We start from the raw sequence: 24652 nt of genomic DNA, 5'->3' as shown, positions 1-24652 counted from the left end.
CTCGGCGGCAGCTCACGGCTCATGAACTGCCGTGACGGCGACTCATATTAGTGGCGTCTCAGTGGTGTCGGCCGTCGACCGACGCGGTCTCCGTGATCAGTCGGGCAACGTGAGCGGGGTCGCCCTGTGTGGTGTCGATGACGTTGCCTTCCCGGCTGAGCCAGGGCAGGGCTTCCTGGTAAGCGGCGAGGTGGTCAAGCCGCCACTGGCGAGCCCCGGGGAACTGACTATTCGTTTCGCTGTCCGTTTCGATCCGCTCAGTGAGGGTGTCGTGATCGGCATGGAGCACGAAGTGGTGGACCGGAATGCCGATCTTTTCCAGCCCGGCGCGGATCTCTCTCCAGTACTCCTCGATGAGGATCGACTGAGGGACCACGAGGATTCCGCCGACGTAATCGAGGAGCTGGGAAGCCGTCTCCACGACCAGGTGGCGCCATGGAGGCCAGTGCTGGAAGTTCCCCAGCTGCGGGAGATTTTCCACGTGCCGGAGCATGTAGCCGACCTGTTCGGCGTCGAAGATCCTCGCCTCGGGGAGGAGTTCGACCAACTCGCGGGATGTGGTCGTCTTTCCCGCGCCAAAGGTGCCGTTCAGCCAGATGATCACCTGGCGAGCCTAGTCGCATCACGAGCGAAGGGTCCGGTACATGGAGACGGGAGAGCACCTGGAAGGCGGAAGCCGAGCTGGCTATCGAGTCAGTCGTCCAGGTGAGTTGAGGCCCACCGAACCGCAGCGACCAGTCCTTACCCGGAGCAGAAGAAGGCAGACCGGTTGTGGTGCGAGATGATCTATGCGGCCCGCCACCACCTACCGCTCTATCGGCCCCTGCGCGCGGGCACGGGCGTGCCCGGCAGCAGCATGCCGAACTCGCCGTCGCCAGCGCGGATCTCACTGAATCCGGAGCGAGCAGGAACCTGGAAGCCGGGTGCTCGTCACCGCCGACATACTCCGCAGAAGGCCGCCGAACACATCCGGGAACTGCACTGCCGGGGACTCTCGGTCAGGTGCGAGCCGGTGCCGGTAGCCGTGGCCTGGCCTCGTGCACCGCGCGTCTGGAGGTGTTCACCGGCTGACCGCCTTGGGGATTTGCACGAGTTGGAGGTCAACCCGCCGAACTCGTCGGCAGACCCGCGGCCCCCTAGGCTGGCCGAGCGCCAAGTGCAAACCACAGCAGAGCGGAAGAATCATGCGTGGCCTCACTGAGGCGAACCTCAAGATGCTGGCCGGTCCCCGTTCCTACGAGCGCGGGCTCGGCTACCTGGAAGCGGTATCCGGGGTCGAGGTCGGTGACGGCTGGGTTACCGCGCGGGTCCACGGCACGGAGCGGTACGAGGTGGAGCTGACGCTGGACGGGCCCGGTGGGCTGTCCGGCGAGTGTGACTGCCCGTACGGTATGGAGGGCAACTTCTGCAAGCATCTGGTTGCCCTCGGTCTGACAGTGCTCGCCCAGCGGGAGAGTTTGCCGCGGCAGCGGAAGGCGGCCCGGGACCGTGCGCAGGACCTTGACGGGTGGCTGTCCGGCCTGTCCAAGGACGAGTTGCTGGCTCTGGTGCGGGAGCAAGTCCGCGAGGACCGGCAGTTGCGGCGCCGCCTGGAGCTTCGGGCCGCGAGTGCCTGCGGCGATCTCGCCGCGGTCCGCGTCGGTATCCGCGATCTGCTGGACATCTCACCGTTCGCGCAGTACGGGTACGTCGAGTACGCCGATGCTCGCGCCTACGCCGACCAGGCCGGGCAGGCGGTGTCCGCGATCGGCGCGCTCACCGGTGCGGGTCGGGCCGGCGACGCGATCACCCTGGCGCAGGAGGCGATGCGGCTGCTGACCGAGGCCGCGGAGAACGTCGACGACTCCGACGGCTGGTTCGGGCAGGTCGCTGCGGACCTCGTCGACGCTCACCTCGAAGCGTGCCGTGCGGCACGCCCCGACCCTGAGGAGCTCGCGCGCTGGCTGGTCAGCCATGCGCTCGGCGACCTGGACGATGGCCTCACGGACATCGATCCGCTCGACTACGAGGACGTCCTCGGCGGAGAGGGGATGGCCGTCCTGCGGAAGCTGGCGGTCGAGGCGTGGCAGAGCAACCGCCGCGGCTGGGCGGAGAAGTACCTGATGGAGCGTTTGGCCAAGGCGGGAGGCGACGTCGACGCGGTGATCGCCCTGCATGCGGCCGACCTCTCACCGAACGGCCACACGCACCTGGTCATCGCCCGCGAGCTGGACACCGCCCAGCGCCCGGACGAGGCCCTGGGCTGGGCGGAACGCGGCATCCAGAACGCCCGGGACCTCGCTGCCGTCGACACCGCCCTCGTCGACTACCTCTGCGACCGCTACGCGCAGGCGCACCGGCTCCCCGATGCCATCTCCCTGCGCCGCGACCACTTCGGGGCCCGCCGCACCCTGCTCGCGTACCAGCAACTGCGAGCCGCCGCCCGGGCCGCGGACTGCTGGCCGGCCGAGCGTGAGGGGGCGCTGGCCCTGCTGCGTGCTGATGCCGGGCGGCGGCAACAGGGCTGGTACGGCGGCTCCGTCCTGGTCGACGCTTTGCTCGACGACAAGGACGTCGACGCCGCCTGGGAGGCCGCCACCAACACCGGCGCCGACGATCGGCAGTGGCTCACGCTCGCCGACCAAGCCCGTGCCGCCCGCCCCGCCGACGCGCTCGGCGTCTACCTGCGCCTGACCGAACCGCTGACCAAGCAGACCGGCAACGCGGTCTACGAGGAGCTCGTCAGCCTGCTGCTGAGCATCCGCGACTGCCACCGCCGCCTGGGCACCCCGGATGAGTTCACCACGTACCTCACCGCCCTGCGCGCCGGCCAGAAGCGCAAACGCAATCTGATGCGACTCCTTGACCAGCACGGCCTGTGAAGCCCGGCCGGTCGAGCGAAAGCCGCGCTCGGCGGGGGACGCAGCACATGGGGACGCGTGGAGCCGTTGGCCGGGGCGGTGAGCTGTTGATTCAGACGGTTTTCCGGCTGGCTCGGTAGTTCCATCGGCGTGGCCGAATGTCCGGCGTCCGCGGACCGTACGTGCCCACCTGCCGGGCATATCACGGGTTTTGGCCAAGGTGGCGGAGTAACCCCGAAAATGCACAGGCAGCTCTGCTCCCGCGATGCATTCTCGTTAGGTTGTCAGCCTTGGGGACGCCAGGCGGAAGGTCCCGACGCAGGGGGAGGCGGAGGATCGGTGGAAGCACGGGAGACAACCTTCGAGCGGCTGATACAGGGGGACAACCAGTTTCAGGTTCCGCTGTATCAGCGCACCTACAGTTGGGATGTCGACGACCATCAACGGCTGTGGGACGACCTGGTGGAGCAAGCGACGGGCGGCTCAGACGCATCACAGGCACCCAGCGGCCATTTCCTCGGCTCGCTGGTGCTCGATCCTCGCCCGCCCATGCCCGACACCGTGCAACGCTGGGTCGTCATCGATGGTCAGCAGCGGTTGACCACGCTGATGCTGCTTGCCTGCGCCCTTCGTGATCACGTGCGGACGTTCGACAAGGTCAAGGCCGATCTCATTCACCGCCGGTACCTGATCAACGAAGAGGACTACGGTGGCCTCGACGCCTATCGCCTGCTCCCGACACAGGCCGATCGGCCTTCGTACCTCGCGTGTGTGGACAACGATCCCCAGGCGGGCGGGGACGACAGTATCGGCGTCGCCTACCGGTTCTTCCTGGCGGCGCTCGCCGAGTATGACCCTGCCGGGGAGTGGGACACCGTTCGTCACATCGACCAGGCGTTGCGACACCGGCTTACGCTGGTGACGATCACCGCCGGGCCACAGGACAACGCCTTTCGAATCTTCGAGTCCCTGAACAACACTGGCAAGCCGCTGAGCCAGGCCGACCTTCTGCGCAACTATGTGTTCATGCAGCTCCCGCGTTTGGGAGAGCACGTGTACGACAAGATATGGCTTCCCCTGCAGACGGAACTCGGGCCGGAGCAACTGACCACTCTGGCGTGGCTGGACCTCGTTCTGCAGGGACAGTCGCGGGTCACCATAAGCGAGGTCTACCAGGGGCAACAACGGCGGATGGGCAGGATCGTCGCTGCTTCCGATGAGGAAGGGCTACGGGACGATCTGGCTCGTCTCCGGCGCCTTGGCTACCTGCTCATGCGGGTCTTCGAGCCCGAGCGCGAGCCCGACGTCGAGTTGCGCGCGGTGCTGCAGCGTCTTGTCCAGTGGGGCGGGGAAGCCCACTTTCCTCCGGCACTCCATGTTCTGGACCGAGTGGATCGTGGGACGGTCGAGCCCAGGGAGGCCGTCGAAGCGCTCAGTTTTGTGGAGAGCTTCCTGGTCCGGCGCATGATCTGTCGGGAACCGTCGCACAGCGTTCGGCAGATTCTGGCCACGTTGCCTTCAGGTATTGAGCGGGACCGTTCGCTGCCGGAGGCGGTACGCCGCTACCTGTCCGGCCTGCGGCGGGGGTGGCCACGGGACGAGGACCTGCGTGAGGCGATCCGTACCCAGCCCTTCTACTGGCAGGGCAGCAGCCGCCACCGCGCCTACGTGCTCAGGCGGTTCGAGGAGGACTACATGGCTCCGGAGCCGGTCGACTTCTCGCAGGCCTGGGCGACCATCGAGCACGTACTTCCGCAGCGGGCCGGACAGGAATGGCTCGCCATGCTCGCCGAGGACACCGAGGAGGGGGAGCGGGCAGAGGAACTGCACGAGACGCTGGTTCACACTCTGGGCAATCTGACCCTCACTGGTGAGAACACACGCCTGTCCAACCATCCCTACGAGCGCAAGCAGCAGATCTTTGATCAGAGCGCCCTGCGGATGAACCGGGAGATCGCCGCCACCGAACGCTGGGGGAGGAAGGAGATTCTCAGCCGCGCCGACCGGCTCGCCGATCGCGCGGTGCGCATGTGGCCCGGGCCCGTTGCGGGTGACGACGGCCAGTCCGGTGAGCGCTCGGAGTGGCTGCGGCTGAGGAAGGTGCTGGCGGCCCTGCCCTCCGGCAAGTGGACCACATACAAGGACCTCGCCGCAGTGACCGGAGCCGGCTCTCCCCAGACTGTGGGAAATTATCTGGCCACCCGCACCGATGTCCCCAACGCCCATCGGGTGCTTCGGGCCAACGGCACGTCTTCGCCCGACTTCGCCTGGCTCGACGGCCGTAAGGAGACCCAGCGGGAGGCGCTCGAGCGTGAGGGCGTCCGCTTCAACGGCGCGGTGGCCGACCCTGAACAGAAGCTGACCACGGAAGAGCTGGCCGATCTAGCCGGTCTTGACAGGCCCCGTGAGGCGGAAGAGGAGGCCGCGGCAGCATCCGAGGCCGAGGGTACTATCACTGACCGTGCGGAGAACTTCGGCAGGTTGCTCAGCGCTCACCAACCCGACCTCGCCGATGGGCTGCTGACCCTGCTGCGTAAGTGGGAGGCGGATGGGGGGTGGCTTGGATACGGTGCCGCCGAGGAGACGAGCTGTGCGCCGATGCTCCGCGAGGGAAGCGGCTCGCAGGGTGCGATATGGCCCGTGAGCATCTATCCGCGATCGGGGGTCGTCGAAGTCGTCTTCGCGCACTTGGCGAGGCGGGAGCCTTTCACCAGGCCAGGGCTACTCGCGGAACTCCGTGACCGGATCTGGGCGATTCCTGGAGTGACGTTGACCGTCCCCGATGCGGAATTGCCCCGGCGACGGCCGAGCTTTGCGCTGGGCGTCCTGCGCGGCGGTGGGCTGGTGCGGTTTGCCGAGGCGCTGGAATGGTTCCGTCAACAGAGCCTGTGATGTATGGCGAGCATTCGGGGGCGGCAGCCTTATTCCTCCACTCGGCACTGGCCTCGTCGAAATTTATCGGCCGATTCTCTCCTGTGCGTCTGTCAGTGAGGAGCTCAGAAATGGGCTGGGTGATCCGTGCCAAAAGAGATCCACTGTGTCTCGTGCCCGGGTGGCCGCCACGAACAGCAGGGAACGGGCGCGCTGGATCTCGTGCCGATATCTCACGGGGTCCGTATTGCGCAACGCGTTGACGGCTTCACGGGGTACGAGACCATCCGTCACGCCAGCGATGATCATCCGCTGGTACTCCAGTCCCTTGAACCGGAACATGGTGCCGATGTGCACCCCGCTGGTGCCGTGCGGGCCGTCGGAGCGGATCTCGACCGAGTGGATGCCGTGCAACTTGAGCGTGTAGCCCACCTCTGCCGCCATCCGGTTGGTCGGAACACAAATCGCGATCTGCTCGTGCGGAGTGCTCGGCTCCATAGCCGCGCCCCACTCCTTGATGAGCGCGGCGATGCCCTCACGCTCGGAGGCCCAATCGGGGAACGGATGCCCGGACGGTCGGCCGCCGCTGAGCACCGACCGGTAGCCGGCCAGGTTCTCTTCGCTGCCGTCGAGGTCGTCGTACTTGGTTTCTCCTAGCACGCCTAGGGCGGAGTGCAGAATCTGCCGAGTCGTGCGGTAGCTGAGGCTCAGCTTCGAGGACCGGCCGCGGATATGGATGCCCAGACTGCCGAGCGTCACCTGGTTCTTGTAGATGCGTTGGTGGGTGTCGCCGACCAGGAACAGGTCGTCCGCCGCACGGGGAGTCATCGCGCGCAGCATCTTCCAGTGGGCGGGCCGCAGGTCCTGGGCTTCGTCCACGACGATGTGCCGGTACCGGTAGCGCAGCCAACCTCCCGAGCCGTCCGCCAGGTGGACGTTGTCGAGGCCGCCCGCCTCTTCCCGCTGCCGGGCGGTGCCGAGGATGCGCTGCTCACGGCCCATCTCCAGTCGGGCGGCGCGCTCGGCCACCTGGTCCCAGGTCTGCCGTCCGAGACGGTCGAGCCGTTGGGTGAAGCGTTCGGCGAGCTGCCAGATCTCGGCGCGCTCAGCGCGGCCGATGTTCCTGCCGCGACCGGCACGCCGGGCACGGAAGTAGTCGGTGCGGGTGCCGACCGCCTGCCCGAGGATGACCTGCGTCCACTCTTCGTGCAGGAACTCCGGATCCCAGGTGTTCTCCCCGAGCTCGTCGAGCAGCGCACGCCATTCCCGTACCGCCTGGCTGTCGTCGATGGTCTGCTTGCCGTTGCCGGGTTCGGCTTCCCGGACGATCCGCAGCGCCAGCTGGTCGACGTGGCTCACCTCGACCCGGGCCAGCAATTCCTCACCACCCAGTTCCAGCAGCCGGGAGCGCAGGTCGGCGGCGAGGTTCTTGTTGTAGGTCGTCAGCAGGACGGGTTTGTCGCGGCCGGGGGACAGCTCCCGCACGAGATGCCGTACCCGGTGCAGCGCGACGATGGTCTTGCCGGTACCGGGGCCGCCGCCCACCCGGGCGGGGCCTTTGTAGCGTCGTTCGACCAGCTTGGCCTGAGTGGGATGCAGGAAGACCTTCCAGCGGCCGAAGTCACCGCTTTCCAGGGCCTCCCGAAGGGCTTCGTCCGTCGTGGTGACGACCGTTGCCGGACGCTGTACGGCTGCCTCGAAGTCCTCCGGGTCGACCGGCTCGGCGGTGGCCACGGGCTTCGTCACCTGATCGAGGACGTCGTCGTACGACGCCCCGTCGAACAACGACAGCAGTACTTCGCCGGTGAGCTGCGGCGCGTACTCGACCAGACCGAGCAACTGGTCCTCGGTGGTGAGCGTGCGGATGACCGGAAGCAGAGGTTCGGCGACGCCCAGGTCCAGCAATTGTTCGTCGGTCCAGTCGGCGAACAGTGACCGTGCCGACTCGGGCGGGGCGGGCGCCTCGGCCGCATCGGGTGCGGGCTTGGAGGAGGGCGGAGTCGGCAGACGGCGCAGAACGCTGTCCTCCACCACCTCCAGGTCCACGTACTCGATACCGCCGGTGACCTGGTTGACGCCGTACGACAGCCGGTCGTAGACGTCCTTGCGGTGCTTGACGGAGACGATCAGCCAGTCGTCCTCGGCGAGCCGCAGCAGCAGTGCGCGGTACTCGTCGCTGACCCTCGCCGACCACAACCTGCTGTCGCCCTTGAGCTGCTGGAGTTTGAGCCCGGCGGTGTGCGGGTTGGTCTTGAACTTGTGCTGGAAGTCGAAGAACGCGCCCTTGACCGTACGGGGGAGCTTGAGGATCTCCTTGTCAGCCTTGTCGAGTAGGCGCAGAGTGACGCCCGAGGTGTTCATCGCTTCGACTCCCCGTCCCTGGTGACCGTGCTGTTCTGCTCCTGGCCGGTGAGGCGGGCGATCAGCCGCGCCCCGCCCCAAGCCGTGGCGGTGCGGACCTCCCAGCCCGCGGCCGCGAACGCCTTGTCCCGGTCCGCTGCCTCGTGGTCCGGCTCGTCGCGGTCCACGCGGGGTGCCAGGACCACTCCGATACGTGCGTCGGGCCAGGCCAGTTCGGCCTGCCACCCATGCCCGTCCAATTCGTAGCCGTCCCGGGGCGCGGGCACACCCGCGCCCGCCAGCGCGTGCGCGAGGCCGGCGAGCCCCGGCTCCTCCGGATCGAGGTATTCGATGACCCGGTCCCAGCCGGGGTCCCGCTTCGGACCGGTATCCGTGGTCGCTTCGCCCGCCTCGGACCGGGGCGGGACTTCCTCACCACGGGTGGGAGCGGGCACGGCCGGTGCGGCGACGATGGGGACGGCGGGCTCTTCCGCCTGTGCCGGTACCGGGATGCGCGTCGACGTCAGCCAGCCCACTCCGCCCGTCACGATGAGCGCTTCGGTGGCGAAACCATCGAGCATGCTCGTCGTCAGCTGGGCGCTGTCCCCGCCGCCGTGCTCCAGGAACTGCAGCACATTGCTCCAGTACAGCCAGGCCCGCCAGCGCCGTTTGTGCACCTGCTCGTCGGCCAGGGCCGCGTCGCCGTCGTCCAGGACGGTGAGCCCCGTCCACACCGGCGGTGTGCGCCTGCCGTCAGCGGCCAGCACGAGGCGGCAGCCCGATGTGTCCGGGCCGGACAGCAGCCGTACCGGCCCGGCGGCCCCGGAGGGAGCGCCGCCGCGCAGCGCTTCCCGGATGCCCTCGCCGACGCCGTCACCGACGAGGGCGGCGGCACGGACGCCGTCGGTCCCGCTCAGGCCCGCGGCCACCGCCTCCGCCCGCCGCTGCCAGCGCCCGGGTTCCGGGGCACGCAGATAGGCCAGGAGCAGCTGGGCCGGATTGACCCACATCGTTTCAGCCAGCTCGCCGGGCAGACCCCGGCCCACACGCTCGTAGTAGTCACGGGCGCGCTTCCGGCCGTTCGTGCCGTACGGCTCCCACACCGGATCGCTCGGCCCCACTGCCGCGTACCCGGTGTCCTTGACCCGCTGCTGCCATTCCTTGACGTCATGGAAGGTCAGCTGGAACACCCGCAGACCCTCGGCCCTGAGCCTGGTCCGCTTCATGGCGTCGTCGGCGAGCCGGTTGTGCTCGCGGGTGGCGTGGTAGGCGTAGCCGTCGAGATACAGGGCCACACGCGGGCCGGGGGCGTCGAGCCGTTCGAGGAGTAAATCGGGCCGGGTGCCGTCCAGCGCGCGCTGCTGGGAGACGCGCCAGCTCACCGTCGTGCCGTCCGCCGCCGTCAGCCGCAGATCGAGGGCGTACGTGCCCGCCGATGTGGTGTACGTGTCCGCGGCGGCCTTGGACTCGGCAAGCTTGGCCCAGTCCTGGAGCGTGTCGACGAACAGGACCTCTAGGTCGCTCTCGGCCTGCCGCTGCAACGGGATGTGCCGTGTCGTCGCGACCGGCGAGGTCTGCCAGCGCTCGCCGTCCGCGCCGAGCAGGTCGTCCAGCATCTGCCGGACCTCGTTGCGGCTCACCTTGTCGTAGTCGGCGGCCGGAACCCGCCGGAGCAGGCATTGGTGGCAGCCGTCGAGACCCTTCTCGCGGCAATCGCACTCCTCGATGACCTCGCGCGCTTTGAGAAGCACTTCCCGGAAGCCGTCGGCGGATGCCAGCCGGTGCAGGTATCCGGTGCCGCCGGGCAGCCGGTCGTAGACGACGAGGAAGCGCCTCGGCCAGTCCGCACCCATGCCGCCCGCGTGGTCGGGCATCGTCGCCTCGGCGATGTCGATGTGGTCGGGATCGCCGCCGTAGCGTGCCGCTATGCCCGCGAACAGCGCGGCGGTGAACGAGGCAAGTCGCTGCTTGACCCTGGCCATCGACGCGGGCAGCAGGATGCGCACTGCCTCCGTGGTCAGCTCGTGCGCGAGCAGCAGCGGCACGTCCTGCCCCCTGCCCTGCCTGTCCGCGCCGGTCGTGGATCCCCTGATACGGCGACGCGGGCACCACAGCAGATGGTGCCTCGCGGCCGGGGTGCTCGCCGCTCCCGACTCGGTCAGCGCGTGCTGCTCCACGTCCACCACGGGGCGCCCGTCGGCCGTCGCCCCGCCGCAACTGGTGCAGACGAAGAACGGGTTGATCCGCACGTCCTGTCCCGCCAGGGGCACCGTGCTGCTGCCGTCCTCGCGGTCCAGCCCCAGGTTGAGCGTCCGGATCTTCGCATGGCGGGTGAAGTCCACTCCGAAGACCGCGGAGTCGTGCCGCCAGGAACCGGGGGCGAGCCGGTCGGGATCGATGTCGACAGTGGTGAGGACCGCGTAGTGCTTGCGGTCCCGCTCGTCGCGGTCATCCCGCACCCGGGCGTCGTCCCGCTTGTCGCGGGAGAACACCCGCCTCGGCTGGAGTACGTATTGCACGCAGCCCGCGTCGGCGATCTCCCGCCCGCCGCAGCGCGGGCACGGGTCGGTGTTGCTCTCGGCGCCCTCGTGCTCGGTGCGCACATAGCCGCAAGCGGGACAAAGTCGCCACACCGACCAGGCCCTGCGATCGGGGCTGCCGATGTCGAGGGCGCGTACGACGTGGCGGTAGCCGTTGACGTAGAAGCTGTTACCGGGGGCCAGTTCGGTGAGTGCCAGTTTGCGGGACCGCTCGTAGTCCCGCGTCTCACTGCGGTAGATCTTGCGGGGAGGTCCCTTCTCGGTCTCCGCCTCCTGTGCGTCGTCCTCCTCGTCCGGAGCCTCGGACCAGTACAGCGTCGCTTCCAGCTGCGTGGTGGTGTCGGTCAGGCTGTAGTTGGGCAGTAGACCGAGCTCCACCAGAGTGGCGTGGGCGCTCGACTGGCTCAGCTCCCGGAGCAGGTCCCCGGCGCTGCGGCGCTCGGCCAGCAACTCGCGCCGCTCCCGGTTCTGCGTCTCGTCAGACCGCGCCAGATGTCCCGCGGCCTCGTCGATCGCGGCGATTCTGCGCCGCAGCTCCTCGCGCCGCCCCGTCCAGTCCTCCTCGGCCTCCTGGAGGGCGCGCACGATGCCGCCGGTCGCATACGCCCTCAGCTCCTCAGCTGCGTACGCCGAGACGCCCGCGCTGTCGGAGCTGTCGGGGTCCCGCCCGCCGCTGCCGTCGGGGAACAGGGCCAGGAACTCCTCGACGAGTTCGGCGCCGCGGGTCTGCGCGGCATCGGCCAGGTCCTGGCACCATCCGCTGGTCCCGAACAGGGCCGACGACAGCCGGGGGAGCGGCGCCAGCACCTCGCCGTCGGAGGTCCTCAGGTCGCCACGGGCCGCGAGGTCCAGCAGCCGGGCCGTGTACTGGCGGCGCAGGATCTCCACCGCGGACAGGTAGCAGCCCGGCGGCAGGATGGTCCCGGAGATCATCTCTGTCGGTTCGTCCAGGTAGTACAGGTCGCGAGCCTTGCGTCCACCGAAGGCGACCACCAGGGCGTTGCCCGTGTGCCGTCCGGCCCGTCCGGCGCGCTGTACGTAGTTGGCCGGCCCGGCAGGCAGGGAGCCGAGCAGTACGGCCGACAGATCGCCGATGTCGATGCCGAGTTCCAGTGTCGGCGTGCACGACAGCACATTGGGGTCGGTGTAGTGCGTCCCGGCCTTGAAGGTGCGCTCGACCCGCTCCCGCTCCGGGCGGCTGAGCATGCCCGTGTGCTCGGCGGTGACGACACGGAACGTGCCGCCCGTCAGATAGAGGCGGCGGTAGTAGTCGCCGGTGTAGTCCCGCTCCTGCACGGCGCCGCCCAGGTGGGGGAGTCCCGCTCCGTTGCGGGGCATGCCCGGCTGTGGCGCGGTCAGCCGCCCCCCGCAGCGGTACCTGGGGCAGGGATGCCCGTACCAGCGCGTGCGCCGCTCGGGCGCTACGACCTGCTGCCAGCCGCAGTCCTCGCAGCTGACGAAGGCCTTGTTGACGACCGCGTCGCCGAGCAGCCGCACCTGGATGTGCCCCGGTTGAAGCCCGTAGACCCGGGTCTGCCGATCCCGGGTGGTCCGCACCGCCAGGACACCTTCCTTGGCGAGGGCGGGCAGCAGCCTGCGCAGATACTCCGCGGCCCCCGCGGCGTCCAGCCCCAGGCACCTGCGGGTCCAGTCCTGGTACCAGCCCAGACGTCCCGTGATCGCGTCGAACTCGGACCGGTCCTTCTGCCCGTCCAGCAGGAAGCGCGGCGGCGCGACCCCCTCGGGGAAGGCCGGCATGCCGGGCGGCCTGAGCCCCCAGATGAGGTAGCGGTTGCTACCGCCTTCCTTGATCCAATCGTCCAGCCAGCGGTGCCGTACCGCGCCGCGCATCCGCAGCCGCTCCAGCAGCCCGCGCACATACGCCAGATACCGCTCGGGCGTGGGCAGGCCGCTTCCCACCAGCAGCTGGCCGGGCAGGGACAGATGCAGGTCGCGGGTGAGGTCGGTGACGCGGTCGGGCTCGGCCACGACGACCTCGGCGGCCGCGGTGCGGGTCAGCTCCAGGGTGCGCCCCATGCGGCTGCGCAGCCCGAACTCCATCACGGTCGCGAAGGCCAGCCGCTCCCCGATCAGCTTCCAGGTCCGTGCGTCGCCGGTGCCACGGCCGGACAGCAGACGGTCGACGCCCGGCTCGTCGTGCAGATCAGGGGGCACCACGGCGGCCAGCGCGTCCGGGTCGTCCACCGAGTCCAGGACATGGCCGATCAGCTCGTTCAGCGCTGTCGGCGCCCCCGAATCGTCCAGATTGTGGGCGAGGAGCGAACGCAGCGAGAACTTGTACGAGGCGTTGGCGACATACCCCGCGCGATGCGCCGCGTCCTGCGTGGAGTCATTGAACAGCAGCGTCTTGCGCTCTTCCGGCACGAGCGCGATGTCACCGCCGGTGAACAGCTGGGTCACGGCCGCCGAGGCCAGGGCCGCCTGCGCCGTGCCGAGGAAGCGGATGCTGTTGTCGGTGTGGCAGGCCGGGCAGCGGTCCTCCTTCGCCGCGCGGTCGGCGGTCTTCTTGTCGAGCAGGGCTCGTGCGAACCAGGCGTCGACGAGCTCGGCGTCGTCTCCGGCGGTGGGCAGCCGGTAGGTGCCCTGGCCGCCGTCCAGCACCACGACCGACAGCGGGTCGCCCTTGCCGTCCGTGGGCCGCGCCCCGGTCAGCGCGTCGAGCGCCTGCTGCCGCTCGCCCTGGGTGGCAGAGATGAAGTAGCGGATGCGCCGTTTGTCCCGCCCCACCGCGGCTCGCCAGATACGGTCCTGCGCTGTCACCAGCTGCTGGGGGTCGGCCTCGGGGGACAGCGCCGCCCACCCGGAGCGCCCGCAGTTGCGGCAGTACACGGCGGGCAGGTGCACCTGGGCGGGGCGCGGCGCCGTGTCGGCACCGGGCAGCGGCTGCGGCCTGCTCGCCGAGGACGATGGCCAGCCCCCGGACGAGGCGTCCGGGTCCTCGTCGCCGGGTGGCGCGGCACTCAGGGCGGCCCGCCGGGCGGCGGTCCGATCGTCCTCGTACCAGCGGAACTCCGGGGTGCGCCCCACCCCGCGCAGCACTCGCGTCACGGGTCGCACCCACAGATGCGCCTCGATGTGCAGCAGCGGCCGGGGCTTGCGCTCATCGGACTCCGGGTCGCGAGCCGCCGACAGCAGCGCCACGAACCGGCCCAGCGCCTGGAGCACCAGCCGCGGGTTCTCCCGCGCGGTGCGCCCCCAGGAGTAGCCGAACCGGGCCAGCCGGTCCCGCAGCGCCCACTCGTCCAGCGGCTCCCCGCTCAGCAGCGACAGCACGCCGTGGGTGAAGTCGTGCCGCTTCAGCAACCGCCCGATACGGAAGGCGTCCAGCCCGGAGCGGCCCAGCAGCCTCGTGGCGAGGGCGTCCAGGTCCAGCAGGTCGGGGCGGGCCTCCACGTCCGGCCCGCCGGACACCGCCACTACCTCCTGCGGGGAGGGCGGCTCGTCCAGCTCGTAGTCCACGGACCCGGTGAACTCATCGGCGGTCATCCGCTCCTCGCCGATGACCGCCTCCGCTGGGAACGGCATCCCGAACACCCGCGCCGCCACGTCGAGGACGCCCCCGGCCCCGTTGTCCGCCGCCCCCTCGCCGAGCGTGGCCGAGGTCGCCACCGGGCAGATCGACCCCAGCGGCCTGCCGGGCCGGGACGCGCCGGTGGCGGCGGCCAGCCGGCGCAACAGCATCGCGACATCGGTGCCCTGGGCTCCGTCGTACGTGTGGAACTCGTCCAGTACGACATGGGTGAGGTCGGCGCCTTCCCACAGGCTCCGGTCCTCCCCGCGCTGCAGCAGCAGGTCGAGCATCTTGTAGTTGGTGATCAGTACGTCGGGCGGGGACACCCGCATCTCCTCCCGGCGTGTCATCACCCGCCGGAAGTCGGTGTCGGGGCGGTCGCCGATGTAGAGGCCCGCGGTGACCTGCGCGAGCTCCGGCCGCGCCAGGTACTCCCCGATGCGCCCCGCCTGGTCGGTGGCGAGCGCGTTCATCGGATACAGCAGAACGGCCTTGACCCCGCCCCGTCCCTCGGCCTTCCGCCGCCGGCAGTGGTCCAGTACGGGGATGAGGAACGACTCGGTCTTGCCGGAGCCGGTGCCGGTCGTCACCAGCGTCGGCTGAGCGGGACCGCGCAGCGTGGACAGCCGTGCCCACGCCTTCGCCTGGTGCCGCCACGGCACGAACCCGGGGAATCCGGCAGCCCCCTCCACGTCCCGCTGCCAGCCGTCTTCGGCGAGGTGGAACGGTGTCCTGATCCGCAGGTAGGGCCCACGGAAGATGCCGGTCTCCGGGTGTCCGAGGAAGCGTTCGAGGGCGCTTCGGGTGTCCTCGTCCGCGAGGGCGTACGTCGTCGTGAGGTACTGCGTCAGACTGCCGCGCAGCTGCGCGGCGGCCATGGTGGGCTTCACGACGGTCCCCCTTGCGATGCCGTGCCCTGGTGATCCGTACCACGGTATACGGGGGCGCTGACAGCTCCTGTTTCCGGTGGCTCTGACCTGACCTGCTAGTTGATCTTCTTCCAGCCCGCCATCTCATTCGCGAAGTCGCGGTATGACCGGTTGTTGCCGATTGGCCGTGCGGTGACGTGACCGCCCTTGACCGCCTCCTCCATGACCTTGGGAGCGTGGGACTCACTGTATGGAGGTTTCCCGAGGTTTTTGACGAGGTGTTCTTTGGCCTTTACGAGCTGGGCGAGGTCACGACGACAATCGGCCTCTCGCAACCGCCAGCCTGGCTTGACCTTCGTGAACGCATCCGGGAAGAGCATCAGCCAGGCCTCGATCTCATAGGCGGCCAGGGCCAGTGCCGAGGGGTACTCCTTGAAGGTGGCGCGCATCTCCTCAGTGATGCGTCTGCGGACCTTGTCGTAGTTATCGTCAGCGACGGCGTCAAGATCCACATGTATGACGATGCCGACTACTTTCGCTGTGTCGGCATGGCCCTCAGCGAAATTCTTGATCTGCTGAAGACGAGGAGAGAGCTTGGCTTGGGCGCGGGCCAGACGGATAGGCTTCCTCATGGCAATCACGTCGGGGCATCTTCCCGGGTGCAGGGCGGGAACCAGGTGCTGAAGTACCCTGCGGTCGTAGTCACCCTCGCCGGCCACTACGACAACTGAGCGCTGACGGCTCCGAGAAGGCTTCGCATTCACAGCCCACCCCCAAGTGCGCCTGAGTACCAGAGATCACCCATCGGCTCGTACTCGGACTTCTCGATGACTCGCTGAATCTCCTCGGGGCGCCGAGCCGGGATGCGGGAGGCACCACTCGGGAGCCGCTCACACACGACGAACTCCTTGGGTTCCAACTCGTTGATGAGAACCGGCGAATGAGTGGTCACAAGGAACTGACCGCGGCTACTGGCCTCGCGGAGCCTGACCGCCAGAAGGTTCAGCACGTGCGGATGGAGACCATGGTCGATCTCCTCAATGCACGTCAGCAGCGGAGGATTCGGATCATGGATGATCGCGAGCATGCACAGGACGCGGACTGTGCCCCAGGATGCGTCCGAGAGTCGAGTGCGCCCACGCAGGCACTCTTCTTCCAGTTCCACTTCGGCCCTGCTGGAGCCCGCGATGAGTGGTACGTGGATATTACGGATCTGCGGAACCACGGTCCTGACGTCCTCCAAGAGGAGCTCCCAGGCATCACCGTGCTCCCGAAGGCCCAGCAGAAAATCCGCCAGGTTGGAGGCGTCCCCTTTCAGGTGTGGTTCCGATTCACTGACCGCGGAGGGCTTCCTGGCGGCTCGCACATCAGGGTCGAACACTCGGATCTCGGAGAGATGGCGTCGCACTTCACCCATGGCCTGGGCAGACGGGGTGCCGTCCGGCAAAGGCAGGACATGGCCCTGGTGAAGGACGGACGCCATTCTCTCGACGCTGTGCTGAGCCTTATGACGGCCGGTCTCCGACGGACTATTGACGACGACGGAACTGCTCCTCAGCTCAACCGACGTCTCTGCGTCCGTGTTCGGATGCTGGTCGAACCGCTCTACTCGGGAGAGAACCAGCTCACGATGCCGTGGCTCGGGGAGCCGACGCTGGGAGACGCTCAACTCGTAGCGGTCCGGCGCTTCCTCCGACGCGAAGTCGGACCAGATGCCCTCGATGCCAACGGCGATCCGCGACACCGGCTTCCGGCCGCCGCGGAAGGCCAGGACATCGAAACCGCCCCGCTCTTCGAGCGCCGGCTCGATCCCCTTCCGGGTCACATCACCCAGGAACTCCAGGGCGTGCAGGACGTTCGACTTGCCGGCCGCGTTGGGGCCGACCATGACGGTCAAGGGCCCGAGCGGCAGCTTCGTGTCCGTCAGCGTGCGGAAGTTGCGCACGGTCAGACCAAGAATGCGGTGGTTCAAGCCTCGCGCCAATCGTGGAAGCAGTTCGGCGCACGGCGGACGGAGGACAACAACGCACCTGGCTGAATGGCACTCAGTCCCCCACGTGCGCAGCGCACTTGAAGCGTCCGGCCACCGAGCATCACACACAGTACAACGTGCGTCACAGCGGTACCAGGTACATGTGCATTCCGGCCATCCGGACCGAAACGGCTCTCTTTCTCGGCGTCCTGCCGTCCGCCGACCCTGACAGGGAGGGAAAGCGCGCGGGCAGTGCTGAGGGGGAGCCGCGATGGCCGAACCGCTCTACATCCCTGTCCTACCCGTCCGGCAGCACGCCAGGATGGCCTACGAACGTGTCCGGCCGGACATCCAGGCCGCGATGGCCCCGCTGTGGAACCTTCCGCCGTGCCCTGGCGTGCTTCCGGCGGATCTGAACAAGGCTTCTTGGCGGAGAGAACTGAATAAGGTGAGAGGGGCACACCGCCGTCATCCCGGCTGGCTCGACGCCCCGTTCGCCGAAGAGGCCCAGATACCGGCACTCGCGGAAATCCTGTCCGAGTGCACCGGGCTCTCCCGCCTGCTCCGCCCGGTGACCGGGCCCGAGCGCGGCACGGCCCAGCAGTCCGCCGCCCTGGAGACAGCGCGCCGTTACGGCTGTGGTGTCGGCGTTCGCGTAGGCGTGCCGGGGGAGTGGGATGGCCGTACGACCGAAGCAGTCGGCCAACTGCTGGGCCAGGCCGGGCCTGACATACCCGTCGATCTGCTGCTGGATCTGGGCAGCGTTCTCCCCAGCCGCCCCGACGCGGGCAAGGAGGCGCTGCGTGCCCTGGACGCCCTGCATCCCCTGACGGCCTGGCGCACGACCGTCGTTCTCAGCGGAGGCTTCCCACGGGCCACGAACGACATGCTGGAACTGGGAGTGCTGTACGAAGAGCCCCGCGCCGACTGGCACATGTGGCACGAGATGAGAGCGAGCGGCCGTGACTACTCGTCACGGCTCGCCTATGGCGACTACTGCGTACAGCCCGTCACCGCTCTCTCCCAGGAGCAGGGCGGCGGGCCTCCGCCGTGGGGTCTCCTTCGCTACACCATCGACGACTGGTTCGTGCTGTGCAAGGTGCTGAACGGCGGCCCCGACCGTACGGCGAGCATCCGGGCGGCTGCCCGCCTGATCCGCGATCTACCCGAGTTCAGAGGAGCCTCCGCCGGTGCCGGGGAGACCTGGCTGCGCGACTGTGCCAACGGTCCCCTCACGGCCAGTAAAGACACGGGCCAGGCCCCGCACTGGCTGCGGGCCGGGAACATCCAGCACATGACGTACGTCGTCCGGTGCCTTCTCCAGGGATGACCCGGCCTTGGCGTGGGCGGGCTCAGTCGAACAGCGGCGCCAGCATGTCCTCCCCCGCCAGGATCCGCCACGCCGGAACCCGCACCGTCCGGGTCACCTCGCACACCTTCGCTCCCTGGCCGCCGGACGGCAGACCGGTCAGCAGATCACCCCGGGCGTGCGTGAGCCGCAGATGCCTCGCCGGGGCGTGGCCGGGCGGCGGGCCCGTGTCGAGCAGTACGGCGGTGTTCTCCCCGCCGGCGGTGAACAGCAGATCCACCGTGTGGCCGCCGACGACCGTCGCGCGTTCCAGATCAGCGACGCCATGCTCGCGGAGGTACTGCTGGAGCCGGTCGGCAAGCTCTTCGCGGAGGGCGGTACCCGTGCCGGCCGTCCCCCGCACATCACCGATGGCGTGCCCGGCGTCCGGGCCGTGTTCATCAGAGGCCCCCGCCCCCAACGGCAACGAGCGCCCGGCGAGCATCGCGGGAAGACCGCTCTGCCCCTGCCAGAAGGCATGGCTGCCCACCGTGATCAGCTGCGATTTGGCCCTCGTGATCGCCACGTTCCACAGGTTGACCTGGCTCGCCACCCAGTGCGTCGTCCTCGGTGGGGTGTTGAGCGTGGCCACCGGGCTCAGCACCATCACGTCGCGCTGCCCGCCCTGGAACGCGTGCACCGTCCCCACCCGCACCCGGTCGTCGTCGCGCCACACCCGCGCCAGCGCCTGCTTCTGCGCCCGGAACGGCGTCACCACGCCCACCGTCGCGTCCTGCGGCAGCCGCGCGAGCAGTTCGTCCACCACTCGCCGCACGGCCCCGGCCTCGGCGTCGTTGCGCCAGGACTGTCCGTCGCTGCCCCGCGCCGACTCGCCGCCCGGCACGTCCACCCAGCCGAGCACCGGCGCCGGATCGGTCGCCCCCACCGGGTCGAGCGCCGGAACCTGCCGCCGTACGTCGGTCAGCACCTGCAACTGGCCTGCGTAGCAGTAGCCGTTGACGACGTCGGCGATCCGCGGGTGGCACCGGTAGTGCTCGTCGAGCAGCAGCGCGGTGTCACCGTGCTGCGCGGCCGCGTGGTACGTCGAGTGCACGTGGTACGTGAGCCGGTGGTCCTCCAGCTGCGCGGCGCTCAGCCCCGACCGGACCCTCGCCTGCCGCTCCTGCTGCGGCGCGATGTTGGCGATATGGCCCAGCTGCATCGGGTCGCCGATGATCAGTGCCCGCCGGGCCCGGAAGAGCAGCGGCAGCACCGACGGTATCGAGCACTGGCTGGCCTCGTCGATGACGACGAGGTCGAACAGCTTCGGGGTGAGTTCGAGCTGCCGCACCGAGTGGGTGCTGATCGCCCACCCCTTGAGGTGCGCCATCAGGTTCTGCTGGCTCTTGCGGAATCCCCGACGGCTCCGCAGCGCCTGGAGCCGCTGCCCCATCAGCCCGCGCGCCCGCGTCAGCGCTTCCGCCGACACCGCCCGGGACAGTTCCGCGGACAGCTCCGACAGGACATCCGCCGTCTCCAGGCGCTCCTGCTTCAGCCCGTCTTCGTCCCAATCGGTGTGCCCGGGTACGAGCTCCCGCAGCCGGCGCTCCACGGCCACCGCGTCACCCAGGGCCTCCAGCAGCTCCGGCGGTACGGGCCGCTCGTTCGCCCAACCCGGCCACGCCGGGCTGTCACCCACCGAGGCACTGGCGGCGACCAGCGCGGCCAGTGCCCGCGCCCTGCGCCACCCGCCGAGCAGCCACCGGCGAGCCCCGGCCGCCTTCCTGGCCCTGCTCTCCCAGCGGCCCAGCGCGGCAGCACCGTTCCCGGCCGCCGCTGCTTTCCACACGGACTCCAGCAGCGTCAGCGGCAGCTCCAGCGCGGCGGCCCGTTCCTCCCGTTCCCGGAGCAGGTCCAGCAGCCGCCCCTCCTCACCGACACGGCGTTCCGCCTCCTCCCGCTGCCCGGCGGCCCGCGCACGGGTGTTGCGCAGCTCCCCGCCCACGGTCGCCGAACCCCGCCGCGGGGCCTCCATGGGCTCGCCGAGCAGCCGCTCCAGCTTCTCGGCCTCCTCCTTCAGCGCCTTCGAGTTGCCCGTCCGCATCATGAGCCCCGGCGCAATGGCGTCGCAGCGTTCGGCGACGACGTCCACCGCCTCGTTGTTCGTGGACGCGACCAGCACGGACTGTCCGGCGGCGACACAGGTGGTGACGGTGGCCGTGACCACCTCGCTTTTGCCCGTGCCGGGCGGCCCCGTGGCCACCGTCAGCGCCCGCGTCATCGCCGAGGAGACCACCAGCTCCTGACTTTCGTTGCACGGCCCCGGTGCCACCACGACGGCCGAGGGTCCCGCCCCCGCGTCCGCCTCACCGCCGCTGAGCAGCGCGTCCAGCGCGGTGCCGGGGATCTGGGCCGTCCGCGTCGACATCTGCAGCAGGTTGTCCACCAGACCCTGCGTCGCGTTCGCCTCCACACCGGACGGCACCAGCAGGACGGCCGCGTTGTGCGCGCCGGGCCGCAGCGCCTGCATCACCGTCCGCTCGCTCAGCTCGGACGGATCGAGCGGTTCCAGCTCCGGCAGCCCCAGTTCCTCCAGTAACTGCCGCACAGCCCGCAGCATTTGTGTGTCGTTGCCCTCCTGCCAGGTCGGCTGCCAGCCGGCGACGAGGTCGGCCGCGTCGTCGGCGTCCAGCAGTTCCGATACGACACCGGTGTGCAGGGCGGGAACCCCGGTCGGCCGGAGTACGTCCTGGCCGTTCTCGTCCGGCGTGAGTTCCATCTGCTGGACCAACAGCGGCGCGATGGTCACGGGCGTACGGCGTCCCCGGCCACCTCCCTCGCGTACGGGGAGCGTGACGGCCGGATAGCCGTACCAATACTCCTGCTGCGTTCCCGTATCGCCGTCGCTCCTGCCCGGCCGGGCCTGCGGCCTGGGCAGTTGCCCGGGTGCCCGAAAGGTCGAGCCCCGCCCCGACTGGATGATCTCCTCGCCCCTGCCCAGCAGGAAGTACCCCGAATCCCGCTCGCTGTCGCGGTCGGGCAGCATCCCGGCCGCCGCCTCGGCGGTGAGGCACCGTACGTAGTAGTGCAGCAGCCGCTGCCAGTCCAGGCCGTCCCGCGCGTCCAGCACTGCCAGTTCCCGGGCCTTCAGCAGGGCGGGGGACGGCTGTGCCGCCTCCGTCGCGTCACGCGGCAGGGTCGGGAGGTGGACGGGACGTGCCACCGACCGCGCGAAGGGCAGGCTTCGGGTGGCCCGGATCGTGGACTTGGTGGGGCGCTGCTCCTCGGGCACGCCGTTGCGCGCCATCTGTGCCGTCAGGTAGTCGAAGAGGTCGTCCGGCGTGATCCAGCCGCCGCCCTTGATCCGCCCGTTCCGCAGTCCTTCCACGATCTCTCCGGTAAACCGGGACGTGCCGAGCGTGGATCCGGACGGCGCCATGGCGGAGGCGGACTGAAGCGCGTCGGACGCGGTGATGAAGTACACGCCCGTCGGCCGCAGCAGGGTGCTGGGCGCGGGCCGCTCGTCGGCATCGCCCGGGGCGCCCTTGGCGGTCCAGCCCTGGACGACGGACCCGCTGGAGCAGCAGTCCAGCAGCACGAGTTTCGACGCGGCACGGCAGGACTGGAGCATCCGCTCCAGGAACTCGGCCGGTACGGCTGTGCCCGGCAGGTCGTCGGGGTCGGCGTCCCGGGTGAGGAAGTACAGCTGGTTGTCGTCCTCGCAGAACTCCCCGTGCCCGCTGAAGTACAGCAGAGCCGTCTCGCTCGGCTGCCGATCTTCCAGGAAAGTTTCTACGGCATGCAGCATCTCGGCGCGGGTCGGCTCGGCGACCACCGCGCAGTCGTTGTACATGCCGATCTCGGTGTTCTCCAGCACCGCCCGCATGTAGTGCAGGTCGGCGCGGACGGGCGGGAGATCGGGGTAGGCGTCGCTGTCGTAGGTGGAGACGCCGACGAGCATGGCGTACCGGTCGTTGTCGGTCATACGCGCTCAGCCCGCCGCCGTCGCGTCGCCGTCGTCGCCTTCACGGCCGTCGGCGGGCTGGTCACCGCCCGCGAGGAACCGCTCGATCCGCTCGTCGTCCTCGCGCGCCTCCTTGCCGGTGATCTGGAGGGTCGCGCCATCGGGCCGCCTGGCGACTATCGTCCGCTGCGGTACGCGGGACAGCCAGAGCTGTACCCCGGCCGTGACCAGTGAACCGGCGCTGATCAGCACCCCGATCGTGTCGACGGACAGCCCGCCTTTGTCCGTACCCTCGGATGTGCGCTGCCGGGGGATGTCCAGGACCGCGCCCGGATCGGCGTTGGCGATCTCGGCGAGGAGTTCGCGCGCCTCCTTACGGGCGCGGAGCGGGTCCTCGTCGACGATGGAGATCCGGTATCCGGACGGGGCGTTGGGCATGGTGGTCACGGTGCGTCCCCCTGGGCTTCCGTGGTGTGGCCGGGCCGCGTGGGCGCGTGCCCGCACGGAGCGCACGAGGTTAGTCCCCGGTACTGACAACGGGCGCGTCCATTACCGAAAACCGCTGGTCGTTGGCGCGAATCTGGTTGACCGACGGCGGTCGCTCGTCCATCACCGAAGGTGCAGCTCGGCCCATACGGTTTTCCCAGGTCCGTTTTCGCGCGGGCCGACCGCCCAACGGGTAGCCAACTGGGCGACGATGAGCAGGCCCCGGCCCGACTCGACGTCGCCCGGTGGCTCCTGGGCGGTCAGCGGCGGTACGCGTTCGGTGCGGGTGTCGGTGACCTCGACGCGGAGCGTGTCCCCGGCCTCGGTCAGACGGACACGGAAGTCCCGGCCGGGTACGTGCCCATGGCGGATGGCGTTCGCGGCCAACTCCGCGGTGATCAGCGTCAGCGTCTCGTTGGCGCGACCGTCGTACGGGTGGCCCCACGTGTCCAGCCGGTGGGAGACGAGGCGACGGGCGAGGCGAGCGCCGTGCCGCGAGGACGTGAACCGCATCGAGAACTCGCGGAGGAGGTGGGGGTGGCTGGTCTGGGCGGGGTGAGTCTCGGCGTGAGCGGGCCTGCGGGCCTGGCTGATGGCCCCCTGTACGGGGGAATTCTCGCTGTTCATGTGGTCCACGCTTCCGGCCTGGTCTTAGCGTGACCAGATACGACGCGCACACGGACTGTCGCTGTACGTGGCCTGTTTGCGTGTGTAGGCGGGGCGGAGCGTAACGAACGACGCGGGGTTGCGTTGGCCGGGGAGGCGGTTATGGAGATGAGCGAACCGACGGGCGTGGAGAACGAGGGGGCGGTCGGCCTGAGGGATGGGCAGCAGCCTGATCCGGGGCCGGAACCGGAGGTCAACTCGGGCATTGTGCGGGTGTTTGGGCGGCAGCTGAAGTGCTGTCGGCTGCGGGCGGGTCTGGAACGCCCGGAGTTCGCGTCGATGGTCGGATACTCGGTGTCCACCATCGCCGCCTACGAGCAGGGCCGGCGGATCCCGCCGCCCCGATTGATCGACCGGGCGGACGAGGTACTGGACGCGGGCGGTGTCCTCCTGGAGATGAAGGAGGAGATGGAGAAGGCGCAGTATCCGCCGTTCTTCCAGGATGCGGCGAGGCTGGAGGCGCAGGCGGTTGAGCTGCACGCTTACGACACGCATGTGGTCAAGGGGCTGTTGCAGACACCGGATTACGCGAGGGCGGTCTTTCGGGAGTGGCGTCCTCTGCTGGACGAGGAGACCATCGAACAACGGCTCGCTGCGCGCCTGGCGAGACAGGAGATCTTCACCCGTCGGCCACTCCCGCACATGAGCTTCGTCATCGAAGAGGCCGCGTTGCACAAGCGTCTCGGGGGTGACCAGGTCTGGAGAGGCCAGTTGGAGCAGATCATGTTGATCGGGCAGGCTCGCAACGTAGATGTACAGGTGATGCCTTTGAGGCGTAAGGAGCACGCTGGGTTGGCAGGCCCGTTCACCTTGATGGAAATGAAGGATGGGCGGAGGATCGCCTATACAGAGGTCCAGAGCGACAGTCGCTTGCATACAGAGCGAACCAGGGTGCGAGAGCTGGAAGCCACCTACGGGACTCTGCGAGCTCAGGCTCTTACCCCGCAGGAGTCGGTGGCCTTGATTGAGAAGCTACTGAGAGAGGAATGAGCGTGGAGCATGCCGTGCGCCGAAGCGACGTACTTGCTTGGTTCAAGAGCAGTCACAGCGCGGGAGATGGTGGAGACTGCGTTGAGGTCGCCATGGAGTGGTGCAAGTCCAGTCACAGCGCCGGAGACGGCGGACAGTGCGTAGAGATAGCAGTCTGCCCACATACCGTTCACGTACGGGACTCCAAGGACATAACCCGTCCGGGCCTTACGGTTGATGCTGCTGCCTGGACGGCGTTCGTCAACTTCGCGGGCCGATAAGAGCCGCCGCGAGAGACATCGAAGGGCTGCCCCT

Annotated in this window: 13 protein-coding genes; 5 read left to right on the top strand and 8 right to left on the bottom strand. The window is 69.1% G+C overall.

Features of this window, described 5'->3' with window-relative positions; translation table 11 throughout:
- Positions 1-58 precede the first annotated feature (58 nt).
- Positions 59-604: a P-loop nucleotide/nucleoside kinase family protein gene (locus tag JK363_RS03355; RefSeq protein WP_201871255.1), complete on the bottom strand. Its 546-nt coding sequence runs from the start codon at positions 602-604 to the stop codon at positions 59-61.
- A gap of 580 nt (positions 605-1184) precedes the next feature.
- Here JK363_RS03355 and JK363_RS03350 point away from each other — a divergent pair.
- Positions 1185-2861, top strand: a complete 1677-nt coding sequence (locus JK363_RS03350; protein ID WP_201871254.1) for an SWIM zinc finger family protein — start codon at positions 1185-1187, stop codon at positions 2859-2861.
- A 318-nt stretch (positions 2862-3179) separates the two neighbouring features.
- Complete coding sequence (locus JK363_RS03345) at positions 3180-5732, top strand: GmrSD restriction endonuclease domain-containing protein (protein WP_201871253.1); 2553 nt, start codon at positions 3180-3182, stop codon at positions 5730-5732.
- Between the two features lie 63 nt (positions 5733-5795).
- Here the strand turns inward: JK363_RS03345 and JK363_RS03340 are convergent, their stop codons facing one another.
- From JK363_RS03340 to JK363_RS03325, 4 genes are all read right to left on the bottom strand, one after another.
- Complete coding sequence (locus tag JK363_RS03340) at positions 5796-8072, bottom strand: UvrD-helicase domain-containing protein (RefSeq protein WP_201871252.1); 2277 nt, start codon at positions 8070-8072, stop codon at positions 5796-5798.
- The gene (locus tag JK363_RS03335) at positions 8069-15013 is read right to left on the bottom strand and encodes a DEAD/DEAH box helicase (protein ID WP_201871251.1); all 6945 of its coding nucleotides are present in this window, start codon (positions 15011-15013) and stop codon (positions 8069-8071) included. Before JK363_RS03335 ends, JK363_RS03340 begins: the two co-directional genes overlap by 4 nt.
- Positions 15014-15108: 95 nt before the next feature.
- Complete coding sequence (locus JK363_RS03330; protein ID WP_236075554.1) at positions 15109-15624, bottom strand: hypothetical protein; 516 nt, start codon at positions 15622-15624, stop codon at positions 15109-15111.
- 128 nt (positions 15625-15752) lie between these two features.
- Entirely contained in the window at positions 15753-16964 is a 1212-nt protein-coding gene (locus tag JK363_RS03325) for an AAA family ATPase (RefSeq protein ID WP_201871249.1), read from the bottom strand.
- 271 nt (positions 16965-17235) lie between these two features.
- Here JK363_RS03325 and JK363_RS03320 point away from each other — a divergent pair, with 271 nt between their 5' ends.
- On the top strand, positions 17236-18294 hold the full coding sequence (locus JK363_RS03320; RefSeq protein ID WP_201871248.1) for a beta family protein: 1059 nt from the start codon (positions 17236-17238) through the stop codon (positions 18292-18294).
- Between the two features lie 22 nt (positions 18295-18316).
- Here the strand turns inward: JK363_RS03320 and JK363_RS03315 are convergent, their stop codons facing one another.
- From JK363_RS03315 to JK363_RS03305, 3 genes are all read right to left on the bottom strand, one after another.
- A complete protein-coding gene (locus JK363_RS03315) occupies positions 18317-22237 on the bottom strand; it encodes a caspase, EACC1-associated type (protein ID WP_201871247.1) in 3921 nt (1306 codons plus the stop codon).
- 6 nt (positions 22238-22243) lie between these two features.
- A complete protein-coding gene (locus JK363_RS03310) occupies positions 22244-22654 on the bottom strand; it encodes a hypothetical protein (RefSeq protein ID WP_201871656.1) in 411 nt (136 codons plus the stop codon).
- A 171-nt stretch (positions 22655-22825) separates the two neighbouring features.
- On the bottom strand, positions 22826-23329 hold the full coding sequence (locus JK363_RS03305) for an ATP-binding protein (protein WP_201871246.1): 504 nt from the start codon (positions 23327-23329) through the stop codon (positions 22826-22828).
- A 147-nt stretch (positions 23330-23476) separates the two neighbouring features.
- Between JK363_RS03305 and JK363_RS03300 the strand changes: the two genes are divergently transcribed.
- Together JK363_RS03300 and JK363_RS03295 are read left to right on the top strand one after the other, a co-directional pair.
- Positions 23477-24358: a helix-turn-helix domain-containing protein gene (locus JK363_RS03300; RefSeq protein ID WP_201871655.1), complete on the top strand. Its 882-nt coding sequence runs from the start codon at positions 23477-23479 to the stop codon at positions 24356-24358.
- A complete protein-coding gene (locus tag JK363_RS03295; RefSeq protein WP_201871245.1) occupies positions 24355-24618 on the top strand; it encodes a DUF397 domain-containing protein in 264 nt (87 codons plus the stop codon). Before JK363_RS03300 ends, JK363_RS03295 begins: the two co-directional genes overlap by 4 nt.
- Positions 24619-24652 lie beyond the last annotated feature (34 nt).

It is taken from the genome of Streptomyces coffeae, from assembly GCF_016741875.1.
Classification (GTDB): Bacteria; Actinomycetota; Actinomycetes; order Streptomycetales; family Streptomycetaceae; genus Streptomyces; species Streptomyces coffeae.
This window is presented reverse-complemented; position numbering and strand designations above follow the sequence as displayed.

Bases quoted from the DNA above. Each gene is read 5' to 3' on its own strand.
- JK363_RS03340 (WP_201871252.1), bottom strand. From the start codon at position 8,072: ATGAACACCTCGGGCGTCACTCTGCGCCTACTCGACAAGGCTGACAAG.
- JK363_RS03295 (WP_201871245.1), top strand. From the start codon at position 24,355: ATGAGCGTGGAGCATGCCGTGCGCCGAAGCGACGTACTTGCTTGGTTC.
- JK363_RS03300 (WP_201871655.1), top strand. From the start codon at position 23,477: ATGAGCGAACCGACGGGCGTGGAGAACGAGGGGGCGGTCGGCCTGAGG.
- JK363_RS03310 (WP_201871656.1), bottom strand. From the start codon at position 22,654: ATGCCCAACGCCCCGTCCGGATACCGGATCTCCATCGTCGACGAGGAC.
- JK363_RS03305 (WP_201871246.1), bottom strand. From the start codon at position 23,329: ATGAACAGCGAGAATTCCCCCGTACAGGGGGCCATCAGCCAGGCCCGC.
- JK363_RS03330 (WP_236075554.1), bottom strand. From the start codon at position 15,624: ATGAGGAAGCCTATCCGTCTGGCCCGCGCCCAAGCCAAGCTCTCTCCT.
- JK363_RS03315 (WP_201871247.1), bottom strand. From the start codon at position 22,237: ATGACCGACAACGACCGGTACGCCATGCTCGTCGGCGTCTCCACCTAC.
- JK363_RS03320 (WP_201871248.1), top strand. From the start codon at position 17,236: ATGGCCGAACCGCTCTACATCCCTGTCCTACCCGTCCGGCAGCACGCC.
- JK363_RS03350 (WP_201871254.1), top strand. From the start codon at position 1,185: ATGCGTGGCCTCACTGAGGCGAACCTCAAGATGCTGGCCGGTCCCCGT.